We start from the raw sequence: 13,584 nt of genomic DNA, 5'->3' as shown, positions 1-13,584 counted from the left end.
CGTGGCGCCGGGCAGCCATCGCCGAGTCCCCGTCAGGCGCGAGCCTGGGGAGCCGGGGACCCATGAAGTCCCTGGGGTGAATCGGACGTCTGCGCTCCTTCGGGGCGGAGAGGCCCGTAGGAGACCTTCCTGCTCCGAACCCGTCAGCTAACCCGGTAGGCGAGAAGGAAGGAAAGGATCAGCCCCTCCATGGCGTTCACCCGTGCCACCGGGAAGCACCGTGCTCCGAGCCGCCTGACGCGCAAGAGTGCTCGGGTCGCCGGCATCGCGGCTCTGGCCACCACAGGCGTCATCGGCGGGATGGCCTCTCCGGCCCTCGCCGCCGACGAGGCCCGTACCGTCAGCGACACCGGCCTGACCCAGGCGGTTGCCATCGACGGCACCCTTGCCGACCAGATCGCCGCCCAGGCCGAGGCCCAGGAGCAGCAGGCCGAGGCCGCCGCGAAGGCCAAGGCTGTCGCCGAGGCCAAGGCCAAGGCGGAAGCCAGGGCGAAGGCGGAAGCGAAGCGCAAGGCGGAGGCCCGCGCCAAGGAGATCCGTGAGGCCGAGGCCCGCGCCGCCCGCGCGGCCGAGCGCAAGCGGCTGAACTCCTTCCACCTCCCGGTCGCCGGTTCGTTCGTCACCACCGGCTACAAGTCCAGCGGCTCCCTGTGGTCCTCGGGCAGCCACTCGGGTGTCGACTTCCGCGCCGCGTCCGGCTCCTCCGTCGTCGCCGTCGGTGCAGGCACGGTCGTCGAGGCCGGCTGGGGCGGGGCGTACGGCAACAACATCGTGCTCCGGATGACGGACGGCACGTACACCCAGTACGGCCACCTCTCCTCGATCGGTGTCTCCGTCGGTCAGAGCGTCACCTCCGGGCAGCAGATAGGCATCTCCGGCTCGACCGGCAACTCCACCGGACCGCACCTGCACTTCGAGGCCCGGACCAGCCCCGAGTACGGCTCCGACATGGACCCCGTCGCGTACCTGCGCTCGCACGGTCTGAACGTCTGACCACGCGTCGCACCACAGCGCTTCCCGAAGGCCTCGGCTCCCCGCCGGGGCCTTCGGCGTATCGCCCGGAGTCTGTCCGCCGAAGCCTTCCGTGGCCAGAAGATATCCCTGGATTCCGCTCTGCCGTCGGAAATTCGGGCTCATTGCAATAGAGTCGCAGAACAGGCGTCGATCGGCCGCGTTTCGCGGGGATTAAGGCGGAGGTTCGGATATGCGCATTCCCGCGCATTCGGTATGCACGGCAATCCGTGACGACATCGTCTCCGGTGTCTTCGATCGCGGCAGCCGCCTCACCGAGGAGTTGCTCGCGCGTCGATACGGGGTCTCGCGCGTCCCGGTGCGCGAGGCCCTGCGCACGCTGGAGTCCGAGGGGTTCGTCGTCACGAGGCGCCATGCCGGCGCGTGCGTGGCCGAGCCCACCGAGCAGGAGGCCGCCGACCTCCTGGAGGTTCGGATGCTGCTGGAGCCGCTCGGCGCGGCGCGGGCCGCGCAGCGGCGCACCGAGGCGCACCTCAAGGTGCTGCGCGGCCTGGTCAGGCTGGGCCAGGAGCGGGTGCGGCGGGGCGAGGGCGAGGATCTGCGCTCCCTGGGCGGCTGGTTCCACGAGACGCTCGCGCAGGCGTCGGGCAGCCCCGGCCTCATCGCGCTGCTCACCCAGCTCAGGCACAAGATCACCTGGATGTACGCGGTCGAGCAGCCCGTACGGCCCGCGGAGTCCTGGGCCGAGCACGGGGCGATCGTGGACGCGGTCGCCCGCGGTGACGCGGACCGGGCCAGGGCGCTGGCCGTCCAGCACGCCGAGCGTGCGGTCGCGGCCCATCGGCTGCGCCGTCCGGACGCCCGCCCCGACCGGCCGGGACGCAGTCCAGTGCCGTCCCGGGTGAGCACTTCGCAACACGCCGTAAACATCGCGGGCGTCCGTCATTAACAATTACGCCGTATACAAAGAAGGTAATTCCGCAGGGCTTTCTTTGTGCTGCCTGAATTGAAGTCGGTCCGGCGCCTTTTCGGAAACGAAAAAGTCGCGGCACCCGTTCAGGGGTGCCGCGACTCGGTCGCAGAATTGATTCCGGTCGGATCCGACCGGAATCAGACCGTCTCCGGAAGCTCCTCGAGCCCCTCGGTGACCAGCTTGGCCAGGCGGTCAAGGGCGACTTCGGCGTTGTCCGCCTCGGATGCGAGCACGATCTCCTCGCCGCCGGTGGCGCCCAGGCCGAGCACCGCGAGCATCGACGCGGCGTTCACCGGGTTGCCGTCGGCCTTGGCGATCGTCACAGGGACGCCGGAGGCCGTGGCGGCACGGACGAAGATGGAAGCGGGGCGGGCGTGCAGGCCCTCGGCCCAACCGACGTTGACGCGGCGCTCAGCCATGGTTCTGCCCTTCACGAATCAATGGTTGTCTAGACCAGTCTCTCATGCAGTGCGCACTGCTGTGCCCGGTCCAGGGCCCGGCCGCGGCGGCCGGTCGAGCACCCTCAGACTGCCCCGGCCCCGATCCCTCCGCGACCGGTGCGTCAGCCGTAGGCTTTGCCCATGCAGCCCACGCCGGAGCAGAGTCCGCATCACGCGTACCCCGACCACTGGGAAGCGGACGTGGTGCTCCGCGACGGTGGCACCGCGCGCATCAGGCCGATCACGACCGACGACGCCGAGCGGCTGGTCAGCTTCTACGAGCAGGTCTCCGACGAGTCGAAGTACTACCGCTTCTTCGCTCCGTACCCGCGTCTCTCCGCCAAGGACGTGCACCGCTTCACCCATCACGACTACGTCGACCGGGTCGGTCTCGCCGTCACGACCGGCGGCGAGTTCATCGCCACCGTGCGCTACGACCGCATCGACGCACAGGGCCGGCCCGCCACCGCCCCCGCCGACGAGGCCGAGGTCGCCTTCCTCGTCCAGGACGCCCACCAGGGCCGCGGGGTGGCCTCCGCGCTCCTCGAACACATCGCCGCGGTCGCCCGCGAGCGGGGCATCCGCCGCTTCGCCGCCGAGGTGCTGCCCGCCAACAACAAGATGATCAAAGTGTTCCGGGACGCCGGCTACACCCAGCGGCGCAGCTTCGAGGACGGCTCCGTCCACCTCACGCTCGACCTCGAACCGACCGCCGAATCCCTCGCCGTCCAGCGCGGCCGCGAACAGCGCGCCGAATCGCGGTCGGTGCAGCGGCTCCTCGCCCCCGGCTCCGTCGCCGTCGTCGGCACCGGCCGCACCCCCGGCGGGGTCGGCCGCACCGTGCTGCGCAACCTCCTCGGTTCCGGCTACACCGGACGTACGTACGCCGTGAACCGGGCCTTCGACGCCGGCCTGACCGAGATCGACGGGGTCCCCGCGCACCGGTCCGTCGGCGAGATCGACGAGCGGGTCGACCTCGCGGTCCTCGCCGTGCCCGCAGACCGGGTGCCAGAGGCTGTCGCCGACTGCGGTGAGCACGGCGTCCGGGGACTTGTCGTCCTCTCCGCCGGATACGCCGAGCAGGGCGCCGAAGGGCGTGAGCGGCAGCGCGAACTCGTCCGCCAGGCACGCTCGTACGGCATGCGGATCATCGGCCCGAACGCCTTCGGCATCATCAACACCTCCGAAGCCGTCCGGCTGAACGCCTCCCTCGCCCCCGAGTCGCCCGCCCACGGCCGCATCGGGCTCTTCACGCAGTCGGGCGCGATCGGGATCGCGCTGCTCGCCGGACTCCACCGGCGCGGCGCAGGCCTGTCCACGTTCATCTCGGCGGGCAACCGGGCCGATGTCTCCGGGAACGACTTCCTCCAGTACTGGTACGAGGACCAGGACACCGATGTCGCCCTCCTCTACCTCGAATCGCTGGGCAACCCGCGCAAGTTCACCCGCCTCGCACGGCGGACCGCGGCCGTGAAGCCCGTCGTCGTGGTGAAGGGCGCCCGGCACAGCGGTTCCAACCCGCCCGGTCACGCCGTGCCGGTCAGCCGGATTCCCGACGCGACGGTCTCCGCGCTGATGCGACAGGCGGGCGTGATCCGCGTCGACACGGTGACGGAGATGGTCGACGCGGGCCTGCTCCTCGCCGGCCAGCCGCTCCCGGCCGGCCCCCGGGTCGCGATCCTCGGGAACTCGGAGTCGCTGGGCCTGCTCACGTACGACGCCTGCCTCGCGGAGGGACTACGTCCGCGTCCGCCCCGGGACCTGACCACCGCGGCGACTCCGCAGGACTTCCGGGACGCGCTGGCCGAGGCACTCGGCGACCAGACCTGCGACGCCGTGATCGTGACCGCGATCCCCTGGGTGGGGGAGAACGGCGAGGCGGAGACGGGCGACGGCGAGGTCCTGGCCGCGGCCCTGCGCGAAGCGGCGGCCACCGGTCCCGCCAAGCCCGTCGCGGTGGTCCACGTGGAGATCGGCGGCCTGGCCGAGGCCCTGGCCGCGGCCGCCGGCACGGTCGCTCCCGCCCGCACCGGGCCTCGTACGGCGCCCCCCGCGCGGGACGCCGCGGTCACCCCGTCCCCCGGCGAGTCCGCGCCGGAACCCGCCACGACCGTCCCCGCCCGAGTCGGGCGCATCCCCGCCTACCCGGCCGCCGAGCGGGCCGTCCGGGCGCTCGCCGAAGCGGTGAAGTACGCGCAGTGGCGCCGCCAGGCGGCCGTCCCCGGCAAAGTGCCCGACTTCGGCGACACCGTCGACGAGGCCCGGGCAGCCCGCCTGATCGGCGCCCTGCTCGGCCCCGACCCCGACCCGCGGGGCCGCCCCCTCGCGCACGACGAGGCCCGCGAACTGCTCGGGTCCTACGGCATCACCGTCCGGCCCACGCTCCCCGCGCCGGACCCGGAGGCAGCGGCCGCCGCCGCCGCGCGGCTCGGCTACCCCGTGGCGCTCAAGACCACCGCCCCCCACCTGCGCCACCGCGCCGACCTCGGAGGCGTCCGGCTCGACCTCGCCAACGAGAGCGAGCTGCGGCGCGCATACGGCGAGCTGACCGAGCTCCTCGGCAAGCCGGCCGAGCTCCAGCCGGTCGTGCAGGCCATGGCGCCGCGCGGGGTCGACACCGTCGTCCGCGCCTCGATCGACGCGGCAGCGGGCGCCGTGCTCTCCTTCGGCCTCGCGGGCGCCCCCTCCGAACTGCTCGGCGACACCGCCCACCGGCTGGTCCCGGCCACCGACCGGGACGCCGCCGAACTGATCAGATCCATCAAGGCGGCCCCGGTGCTCTTCGGCTGGCGCGGTTCCGCACCCGTCGACACCCCGGCGCTCGAAGAGCTGCTGCTGCGGATGTCGCGGCTGGTCGACGACCACCCGGAGGTGGTCTCCGTCGCCCTCGAACCCGTGGTCGTCGCCACTCAGGGGCTGACCGTCCTCGGGGCGAGCGTCCGGCTCGCCCCGCCCCCCGTCCGCGGCGACCTCGGCCCCCGCCGCCTCCCCAGCTACTGAGCGTCCCCGGCCCCGGCTCCGATGCCCACCTGTCCGTCCCGTGCCCGGTCCGCCGCACACCTGCCGCACAGCGTGCCCGGCAGCCACCGGGCCCCCGTAGGATGGTCCCTATGGCAAAGACCGGTACGACGACCCAGGGGCTGCGCGCGGCGATCGAGCGCAGCGGCTACTACCCGGCCCTCGTGGCCGAGGCGGTGGAGGCCGCCGTCGGCGGGGAGCCGGTCGCTTCGTACCTGGTGCACCAGGAGACCACCTTCGACTCCAACGAGGTGCGCCGCCATGTCACGGTGCTGGTCCTGACGGACAACCGTTTCATCGTCAGCCACACCGACGAGCAGACCGCGGACACGGATTCGCCCACGCCGTTCGCCACCACCTCCACCGAGTCGGTCAAGCTCGACAGGATCTCGTCCGTCGTGCTCAGCCGCGTCGTGGCCAACCCGGAGAAGTACGTGCCGGGGACCCTGCCCCGCGAGGTCGTCCTCACCATCGGCTGGGGCGCCGTCTCCCGTATCGACCTGGAGCCGGCCGCCTGTGGCGACCCCAACTGCGAGGCCGACCACGGCTACACCGGCAGCTCCACCGCGGACGACCTGAGCCTGCGGGTCAGCGAGGCCGGTGACGGCCCGGACACCGTGCGCGAGACCCTCGCCTTCGCCCAGGCTCTCTCCGAGGCCACGGCCGCGACTGCGGCGACCGGCCGCTGATGGTCCAGCCCGCGTGGCAGGACCCTGTTCTGCTCCCTCTCGACTCCGCCCCGGTCCCCGAGTACGGAAGCGGCTCGCTCTCCGACCTGCTGCCGACGCTCGTCGCAGGCCAGGGCGTACCGGGATTCGAGGCCACGATCCCGGAGCTCACCCCCGCCGACCGGAACTGCGTGTTCCTGATCGACGGGCTCGGCTGGGAGCAGATCAAGTCCCACCCCGACGAGGCCCCCTTCCTGCACTCCCTGCTGCCCTCCTCGCGCGGCGGCACGGGCCGCCCGCTCACGGCCGGTTTCCCGTCCACCACCGCGACCTCCCTCGCCTCGGTCGGTACGGGGCTGCCGCCCGGAGAGCACGGTCTTCCCGGCTACACGGTCCGTAATCCGGAGACCGGCGCGCTGATGAACCAGCTCCGCTGGCGCCCCTGGACCGAGCCGAAGGTCTGGCAGCCGAACCCCACCGTCTTCAAGCTCGCCGACGCGGCGGGTGTGCGCACCGCACAGGTGTCCGCGCCCACCTTCGAGCAGACCCCGCTCACCAAGGTCGCGCTCAGCGGCGGCTCCTTCCTCGGCCGGCTCTCCGGCGAGGAACGCATGGACATCGCCGCCGAACGGCTGGCCGCGGGCGACCGCTCCCTCGTCTACACGTACTACAGCGAGGTCGACGGCAAGGGGCACCGCTTCGGCGTCGACTCCGACGCCTGGCGCGGCCAGCTGATGTACGTCGACGGTCTCGCCCGGCGCCTGGCGGAACAGCTCCCGCCCCGCTCGGCGCTGTACATCACGGCCGACCACGGCATGATCGACATTCCCTTCGACGAGCAGTCCAGGATCGATTTCGACGAGGACTGGGAGCTGCGCGCGGGAGTCGCCCTGCTCGGCGGCGAGGGCAGGGCCCGCCATGTGTACGCGGTCCCCGGCGCCCAGGCCGATGTGCTGACCGTCTGGCAGGAAGTGCTCGGCGAGCAGTTCTGGGTGGCGAGCCGGGACGAGGCCATCGCAGCGGGCTGGTTCGGCCCCCGGATCGACGAGCGGGTCTACGGCAGGATCGGCGACGTGGTGGCGGCCGCCCACGACGACGTGGTGATCACCGCCTCCGTCCAGGAGCCGCACGAGTCGGCGATGGTCGGCATGCACGGCTCGATGACCCCCGTCGAACAGCTCGTCCCGCTGTTCGAAGTACGCTCGTAATCCCGTTCGCCCCCCCCGTCACGCCCGCCCGAAAGGTGCTCAACCCCTCATGCCCGAGCTTGTGTTCTTCTCCGGAACGATGGACTGCGGAAAGAGCACGCTGGCGCTCCAAATTGCGCACAACCGGTCGGCGAGGGGGTTGCAGGGTCTGAATTTCACTCGGGATGACCGTGCGGGGGAGGGGAAGCTCTCTTCACGGCTCGGGCTGGTGACCGAGGCGGTCGAGGCGGTGCAGGGCATGAATCTGTATGCCTATGTCGTCGACCGGGTGTCGCAGGGCGGCAGGGTCGACTACTTGATCGTGGACGAGGCGCAGTTCCTGGAGCCGGTGCAGATCGATCAATTGGCGCGGGTCGTGGATGACTTGGGCCTGGATGTCTTTTCCTTCGGTATCACCACCGACTTCCGCACGAAGCTCTTCCCTGGCTCGCGGCGGCTGTTCGAGCTGGCGGACCGCGTTGAGACGCTGCAGGTCGAGGCGCTGTGTTGGTGTGGGGCGCGTGCTACGCACAATGCTCGCACGGTGGGCGGCGAGATGGTGGTGGAAGGTGAGCAGGTCGTTGTCGGTGACGTGAGCAGCCCCGCTGCGGAGGTCGGCTACGAGGTGTTGTGCCGGCGTCACCATCGTCGCCGGATGACGAGCGGTTCTGTCCACGCCGGCGCGCTCTCGCCGGACGTCCTGCCGGTGGCGTCTGACTGAGGGTTGTCGGCCGAATAGGCCGTGGTTCACTGTTGCCGTGGTCTGCAGAGCCTCTCGCTCTCCGCCTGCACCCGGTATCCCGTGTGGTGTGCCGGCGACCCCGCCGCCTGGATGCCCGACGGCGGCTGTTGCCCAGCGCATGCCGCGCGGCAGCGACGCCTCTCGGTCGTCGGGGCGGCGCGCCCACTTCGTAGGTGTCGAGGATTGGGACCGGCGTCTGGCAGCAACTGCACGAAGTGGTTCTGGCCGAGCTCAATGCGGCGGCCCGTCTCGACTGGTTGCGTGCGGTGGTCGAGTCCAGCCACGTGAGGGCCATATAAGGGGAAGCCGGACGTGACCGAGTCCGGTCGATCGTGGCCGAACCGGATCGAAACACCACCTGATCACCGATGGACACGGCACCCCGCTCGCCGTGATCCTCACCGGCGGCAACCGTAACGACGTCACCCAGCTCATGCCCCTGATCGACGCCATCCCGCCGATCAGGGGCCGGATGGGGCACCCACGACGCAGGCCGGACCCGCTCTTCGTCGACCGCGGGTACGACCACGACATCTACCGTGACCAAGTCCGACAACGCCGCATCATCTCCGCCGTTGCCCGCCGCGGCACCCTCCACGGCACAGGACTGGGTATCTACCGCTGGGTCGTCGAGCGCAGTTCCGACTTCCTCAACCCCCTTAGACCAGGAGTGAGCTCCCGGCCGATCCGGTCGGGAGCTCACCCGCAGGGACGCGACCGGGAGGTCAGCCCTTGAGCGCTGCGGCGATCGAGTCGGCGATCGGCGTTGTCGGGCGGCCGATCAGCTTGGACAGAACACCGTTGGTGAAGCCCAGTTCGCCCTGCGCGATGGCCTGGTCCACTCCTGCCACCATCGCCGCCAGGGGCTCGGGCATCTCGAGGCCGATCAGCATGGCCCTGTAGGTCCCGACGGCGATCGGGGTGTAGGTGATCTCCTTGCCGGTCTGCGTGCCGATCTCGTCCGCGTACTCGGCGAAGCTCCACGCGGTGTCGCCGCTCAGTTCGTACGTCTTGTACGCGTGGCCCTCGCCGGTCAGTGCGGCGACGGCGGCGGCTGCGTAGTCGGTGCGGGCGGCGGAAGCGACCCGGCCCTGGCCGGCGGCCTGGACGACGGCGCCGTGCTCCAGGACGGGGGCGAGCTGCTCGGTGTAGTTCTCGTTGTACCAGGCGTTGCGCAGTACCACGTACGGCAGACCGGAGGCGAGTACCACCTGCTCGGTGCTCCGGTGGTCGTCGGTCAGGGTGGAGCGCAGACTGCCCGGAGCGCTGGTGTAGGCGAGGAGGGCGACCCCGGCGATCTTTGCGGCGTCAATGACGGTCTTGTGCTGGATCACACGGTCTTCCTCGTTACCGGAGATGAGGAGCACCTTGTCGCCGGCGGTGAAGACACCGTCGAACGTTTCGGGGGCGTTGTAGTCGGCGACCGATATCTTCACGCCGCGGGCCGCGAAGGCGGCGGCCTTCTCCCGGTCGCGCACGACGGCGGTGATCTGGTCCGACGGGACCTTCTCCAGCAGCTGCTCCACGACGTGGCGGCCAAGCTTTCCGGGGGCTCCGGTGACGACGATGCTCATGATGGGCAACTCCTTGGCCAGGATAGAAAATCCGGAAATATTGGGCTCGCGAGGTTCCCCGTGCACTGCGAGTGGACGGCCGACGGTGCCCGGTGGTCTTCTGCCGGGCTGCCGACCGGATGGTCAGTGGGCGGCGCCGAGTTCGATGAACAGGACGCCGGTGACGATGAGGGCGATGCCCAGCCCCATGACCTTGGTGAGGGGTTCCTTGAACAGGACCCGGGAGGCGAGGGCGGTCAGGGCGACGCCGGTGGCGGCCCAGATGCCGTAGGCGACGCCGAGGGCCAGTCCGCCCTGTAGGGCGAGGGTGAGGAAGGCGAAGGCGGCCAGATAGCCGGCGCCCACGGCGGGGAACCATTTCTTGCTGCCGGTGTCCTGCGAGGCCATGCGGAGCGACAGGGTGGCGGCGACTTCGGAGAGGATCGCGCCGGCCAGGAAGATCCAGTTCATGAAGTGGCTCCTTCCTCGCGGGCGCGCGCGGCCTGGGAGCCGAGTTCCACACACAGGACTCCGCCGATGACCAGGGCGATCCCCAGGCCCATCATGGCGGTCAGCGCATCGCCGAAGATGACGGTCGCCAGGACGGCGGTGAGCGCGACGCCGGTGGCGCCCCAGATGCCGTAGGCGACACCGAGGGCCATGCCCTGGCGCAGGACGAAGGAGAGGGCGATGAACGCGCCGAGGTAGCCGACGGCCACGACGGCGTACCAGGCCGGGTGGTCCAGGGCCGCCCGCAGGGAGATCGTGGCGGTGACTTCGAGCAGGATCGCCGCCATGAGCAGCAACCATTTCCTCATGAGGGTGTCTCGTCTTTCAGGAGTTCTTCGGCGACCGCGACCAGGTGTTCGCGGTCCCGTTCCGGGGCGGGGAAGACGCCGGTGGCGGCAGCGGTCCAGTAGCCGTCGGCCAGGAGCCGGGCGGCTGTCAGCCTGCCGCGGGCCGGGCCCGGTAGGTCGTCGGGCAGGGCCAGCCAGGGCTCGAAGCGGTCCGTCCAGGCGGCGGTGAGGGCGTCGCGGTACAGGGCGTCGGAGAAGATCGCGAAGTCCGCACGGTCGAACTGCCCGGACAGCGCAGCTTCGACGTAGGCGCGGATCCGCCGGTACGGCGAGGCCGTCCGGAGCGGCCCGCCCAGATAGCCCAGCATCTCCCGCTCCCACCGGTCGGCGACATGGTCGACGACTGCGAGCATCAGCGCTTCCTTGGTCGGGAAGTGGTACATCAGCCCCGGCTTGGTCAGTCCGGCCTGCTTGGCCGTGGCCTCCAGGGTGATCGTTCCGCCCCCCTCCGCACGGAGCAGATCGAGAGCCCCATCCAGAATCCGGAGCTTTGTCTTGGTTGCCATGACTTCACTTTACCATCCGGACGGTAAAGTGAATGAGGGATGGGCTCCCGTACGGCTGACCTGTGAACTCACTCGTGCGACAGGGTTCCGCAGGGCCGCGTCGTCTAGGCAGCCTCGGCCAAGGTGGTGAAGTGGATCTGGGGTAGGTCGGGGTTGCGACTGCTGCGCCTGACCTACGGACGCGGGGCGGTGGGGGCGGGCAGCCTACGGGCCGCACGCCCTCGTCACTCCTCGTCGACGGCGTCCGGATCGCGCAGGGGCCGCAGGCCGCCGGGCAGGTCCGGAAGCTGGAAGGAGTACCGGCCCAGCATGTTGATGTGATGGCGGACGCACGGGGAGAGGCGGGCCACGTCCTCGTTACGGACGTCGAACCCGTCCTCGCGCAGTTGCGTGACGGCGGCGTCCATGTGCCGGGTGTTGAAGAGCATCAGGGCGTTGAGGACGTGCAACTCGCCTGGCGATAGCGCGGAGCGGCGCGCCGCCATCCGGGGAGGCGGGCCTTCACCACCGAACTCGTCGTGAGCGAGCCCCACGCGATTCGGTCATTGCTTGCGACGGTCTACGGCCCCGGCCCCTCCGGGCAATGCGGCTCCTGATCAACTTGCAAAACCGACTCGAAGGTATTTATTATCGGGTCATGGGAAGGCCAGTGGATCAACTGACACCGAAGGGCGCGGCGACGCGCCGGGACATTCTGCGCGCCGCCGCCCGTGTGTTCGACGCCAAGGGGTACTCCTTGGCCCGGATGGACGACGTGGTGCGGGAGACCGGCCTCACCAAGGGTGCCGTGTACTTCCACTTCAAGAGCAAGGCCGCCCTCGCCCATGCGGTCGTCGACGATCAGAAGCAGGGGATGCTTGCGCATGTGCGCAGGCAGCTCGGGGGGCTTGGGGGGCCGGCCGCACAGGTACGCGGACTCGTCCCCATCCTCGTGGACCTCGTCATTGCCGAACCCGCGGGATGGTCCGTCGTACGGCTCGACCGCGAGCTCACCACCGAGTCGCCGCAGGGCCATGCCGAGGCGTCCGTTCTCGCGGAGTGGGTCGGCCTGGTCGAAGAACTCCTCCTCGCAGGCGCCCGCGCAGGCGACCTGCATCTTTCGGCCGACGCCCACGCGCTGGCGACCGTATTCGTAGGCGCGTTCGACGGCTTGAAGGGCGTCCTCGAGGCCACGGGGCGCGCCACCCCCGAAGAGCTGCGCCGTGCAGCGGCCGTGCTCGCCGAAGTCATTGAGGCGACCATCGAAGCTCACTGAACGCCGGGCAGGCCTGACGCCACGCACGTCGGTCACCTCGGCCTCCTCATCGCAAAGAAAAAAACCTTCAAGTCGGTATGGAGACAGACATGAACTATTCGGACACCCTCACCTCCCAGCTTGCCGTCGTCACCGGCGCTTCCTCAGGGATCGGCGCCGAGTTCGCCCGGCAGTTGGCCGCCCGCGGTGTGGACCTGGTCCTCGTCGCCCGTTCGAAAGACAAGCTGGATGAGCTCGCCTCGACCCTGCGGACCAGGCACGGCGTGACCGTCACACCCCTCACCCTCGACCTCTCCCGGCCCGACTCCTCCGAGACCCTCGCGCGCACACTCGACGAGCAGGGCGCCGTCGTGGACATCCTCATCAACAACGCCGGCTTCGCTTCGCACGGCGACCTCGCCGAGGCCGACCCCGGCCACATGGCGTCCCAGGTGCAGCTGAACGTCGGCACGCTCGTCGGCAACACCACCCGGCTCCTGCCCGGCATGGTCGAGCGCGGGCGCGGCACCGTCATCAACGTCGCCAGCACGGCTGGATTCCAGGCGGTACCGCACATGGCGGTCTACTCCGCGACGAAGGCATTCGTCCTGTCCTTCACGCGTTCCCTCTGGGGCGAGACCCGCGGCACCGGTGTGACCGTCCTCGGGATCTGCCCGGGCGCCACCGACACCCCGTTCTTCGACGTGGCCGGTGACAACGCGTCGGTCGGCGCCCGGCGCACACCGCAGCAGGTCGTCGCCACAGCACTCGCGGCGCTGGGCGGACGCAAGGCGACCGTCGTCGACGGCGCCGGCAATGCCCTGGTGTCACGCGTCGTCAGCCGCCTGGCACCGGAGCGCCCCCTGATCCGCATCGCCGAACGGAGCGTACGCCCGAGTGCGTGAGCCCCGAAGGGCCCACGGGCATCTCGGCGTTGCGGGCGGCTGCGTGGTCGATCTTCACAGGGCGTGGTGACCACCGGACGCGAAAGGTAGCGGCAGCACGGAAACGTCCGCACTCATTCGGCCAGGGCGTCGGTACACCTGAATCTGGATCCGCATCGAGCTCAGTGCTGAGGTCAGCGGGGGACGGTGGCGACGATTTTGCCGACTTGTCCGCCACCTTTGAGGTGGCGGTGGGCGTCGGCAATGTCGTCGAGGGGAAAGGTGAACTGCCCTGAGTTTCGTAGCGGCCGGTTTGAGCGGCCCTGGGTTTTGTGGAGTCCGGTGGTCTTGTTTCAGGCGGACTGCGGACTGCGGGGTGCGCTCCTGGCTCCGCCAGAAGTCGCGTTCGTACTCGGCGGCGGGATCGCCCGCTCGGCCTGGGCGACGTCCTTCCAGGGGTCCTGCATCTCGATCAGCTCGGCCTTGAACGTGCCGTTCAGCGTCTCGGCCGTCGCGTTGTCATACGAGTGCGCGGCCAAGCCGACGGAGG

At 70.3% G+C, this 13,584-nt stretch carries 14 protein-coding genes, 2 pseudogenes and 1 riboswitch; of the genes and pseudogenes, 9 read left to right on the top strand and 7 right to left on the bottom strand.

Annotation, left to right across the window (positions count from 1 at the left end; genetic code table 11):
• Positions 1-9: 9 nt before the first annotated feature.
• Positions 10-177, top strand: a riboswitch (cyclic di-AMP (ydaO/yuaA leader).
• 12 nt (positions 178-189) lie between these two features.
• The gene (locus ACFT7S_RS31050; RefSeq protein WP_382737475.1) at positions 190-993 is read left to right on the top strand and encodes a M23 family metallopeptidase; all 804 of its coding nucleotides are present in this window, start codon (positions 190-192) and stop codon (positions 991-993) included.
• Positions 994-1,204: 211 nt separating this feature from the next.
• Positions 1,205-1,921, top strand: a complete 717-nt coding sequence (locus tag ACFT7S_RS31045; RefSeq protein WP_382737474.1) for a GntR family transcriptional regulator — start codon at positions 1,205-1,207, stop codon at positions 1,919-1,921.
• Positions 1,922-2,082: 161 nt separating this feature from the next.
• On the opposite strand, the gene ACFT7S_RS31040 is transcribed toward ACFT7S_RS31045, so the two are convergent.
• Positions 2,083-2,364: an HPr family phosphocarrier protein gene (locus tag ACFT7S_RS31040; RefSeq protein ID WP_382737473.1), complete on the bottom strand. Its 282-nt coding sequence runs from the start codon at positions 2,362-2,364 to the stop codon at positions 2,083-2,085.
• 162 nt (positions 2,365-2,526) lie between these two features.
• Here ACFT7S_RS31040 and ACFT7S_RS31035 point away from each other — a divergent pair, with 162 nt between their 5' ends.
• The 5 genes and pseudogenes from ACFT7S_RS31035 to ACFT7S_RS31015 form a co-directional block, all read left to right on the top strand.
• Entirely contained in the window at positions 2,527-5,385 is a 2,859-nt protein-coding gene (locus ACFT7S_RS31035; protein WP_382737472.1) for a GNAT family N-acetyltransferase, read from the top strand.
• A gap of 110 nt (positions 5,386-5,495) precedes the next feature.
• On the top strand, positions 5,496-6,092 hold the full coding sequence (locus tag ACFT7S_RS31030; protein ID WP_185297937.1) for a DUF5998 family protein: 597 nt from the start codon (positions 5,496-5,498) through the stop codon (positions 6,090-6,092).
• Entirely contained in the window at positions 6,092-7,279 is a 1,188-nt protein-coding gene (locus ACFT7S_RS31025; RefSeq protein ID WP_382737471.1) for an alkaline phosphatase family protein, read from the top strand. The genes ACFT7S_RS31030 and ACFT7S_RS31025 overlap by 1 nt, the downstream gene beginning before the upstream one ends.
• A gap of 49 nt (positions 7,280-7,328) precedes the next feature.
• Positions 7,329-7,979 (top strand): thymidine kinase, encoded by a 651-nt coding sequence (locus tag ACFT7S_RS31020; RefSeq protein ID WP_382737470.1) that lies wholly within the window; start codon positions 7,329-7,331, stop codon positions 7,977-7,979.
• A gap of 212 nt (positions 7,980-8,191) precedes the next feature.
• Positions 8,192-8,664, top strand: a pseudogene (locus tag ACFT7S_RS31015) (transposase); the annotation flags it as partial.
• Positions 8,665-8,725: 61 nt separating this feature from the next.
• Here the strand turns inward: ACFT7S_RS31015 and ACFT7S_RS31010 are convergent.
• From ACFT7S_RS31010 to ACFT7S_RS30990, 5 genes and pseudogenes are all read right to left on the bottom strand, one after another.
• Complete coding sequence (locus tag ACFT7S_RS31010; RefSeq protein ID WP_382737469.1) at positions 8,726-9,574, bottom strand: SDR family oxidoreductase; 849 nt, start codon at positions 9,572-9,574, stop codon at positions 8,726-8,728.
• 123 nt (positions 9,575-9,697) lie between these two features.
• Positions 9,698-10,024, bottom strand: coding sequence for a DMT family transporter (locus ACFT7S_RS31005; RefSeq protein WP_382737468.1), 327 nt, complete (start codon positions 10,022-10,024; stop codon positions 9,698-9,700).
• Positions 10,021-10,371 carry a DMT family transporter gene (locus ACFT7S_RS31000; RefSeq protein WP_382737467.1) on the bottom strand — a complete coding sequence of 117 codons (351 nt, stop codon included), beginning with the start codon at positions 10,369-10,371 and terminating at the stop codon, positions 10,021-10,023. The genes ACFT7S_RS31005 and ACFT7S_RS31000 overlap by 4 nt, the downstream gene beginning before the upstream one ends.
• Entirely contained in the window at positions 10,368-10,916 is a 549-nt protein-coding gene (locus ACFT7S_RS30995) for a TetR/AcrR family transcriptional regulator (protein WP_382737466.1), read from the bottom strand. The genes ACFT7S_RS31000 and ACFT7S_RS30995 overlap by 4 nt, the downstream gene beginning before the upstream one ends.
• Before the next feature lie 224 nt (positions 10,917-11,140).
• Positions 11,141-11,359: pseudogene (locus tag ACFT7S_RS30990) on the bottom strand (Tn3 family transposase); the annotation flags it as partial.
• A 194-nt stretch (positions 11,360-11,553) separates the two neighbouring features.
• Here ACFT7S_RS30990 and ACFT7S_RS30985 point away from each other — a divergent pair.
• Complete coding sequence (locus ACFT7S_RS30985; protein ID WP_382737465.1) at positions 11,554-12,171, top strand: TetR family transcriptional regulator; 618 nt, start codon at positions 11,554-11,556, stop codon at positions 12,169-12,171.
• A gap of 89 nt (positions 12,172-12,260) precedes the next feature.
• On the top strand, positions 12,261-13,055 hold the full coding sequence (locus tag ACFT7S_RS30980; protein ID WP_382737464.1) for an SDR family NAD(P)-dependent oxidoreductase: 795 nt from the start codon (positions 12,261-12,263) through the stop codon (positions 13,053-13,055).
• Positions 13,056-13,387: 332 nt separating this feature from the next.
• Here ACFT7S_RS30980 and ACFT7S_RS30975 read toward each other — a convergent pair whose 3' ends face one another.
• Entirely contained in the window at positions 13,388-13,573 is a 186-nt protein-coding gene (locus ACFT7S_RS30975; RefSeq protein WP_382737512.1) for a hypothetical protein, read from the bottom strand.
• Between the last annotated feature and the right edge of the window lie 11 nt (positions 13,574-13,584).

Source organism: Streptomyces sp. NPDC057136 (assembly GCF_042670885.1).
In the GTDB taxonomy this organism is placed as follows: domain Bacteria; phylum Actinomycetota; class Actinomycetes; order Streptomycetales; family Streptomycetaceae; genus Streptomyces.
The sequence above is the reverse complement of the archived record's forward strand: the minus strand, read 5'-3'. Positions and strand labels throughout refer to the sequence as shown.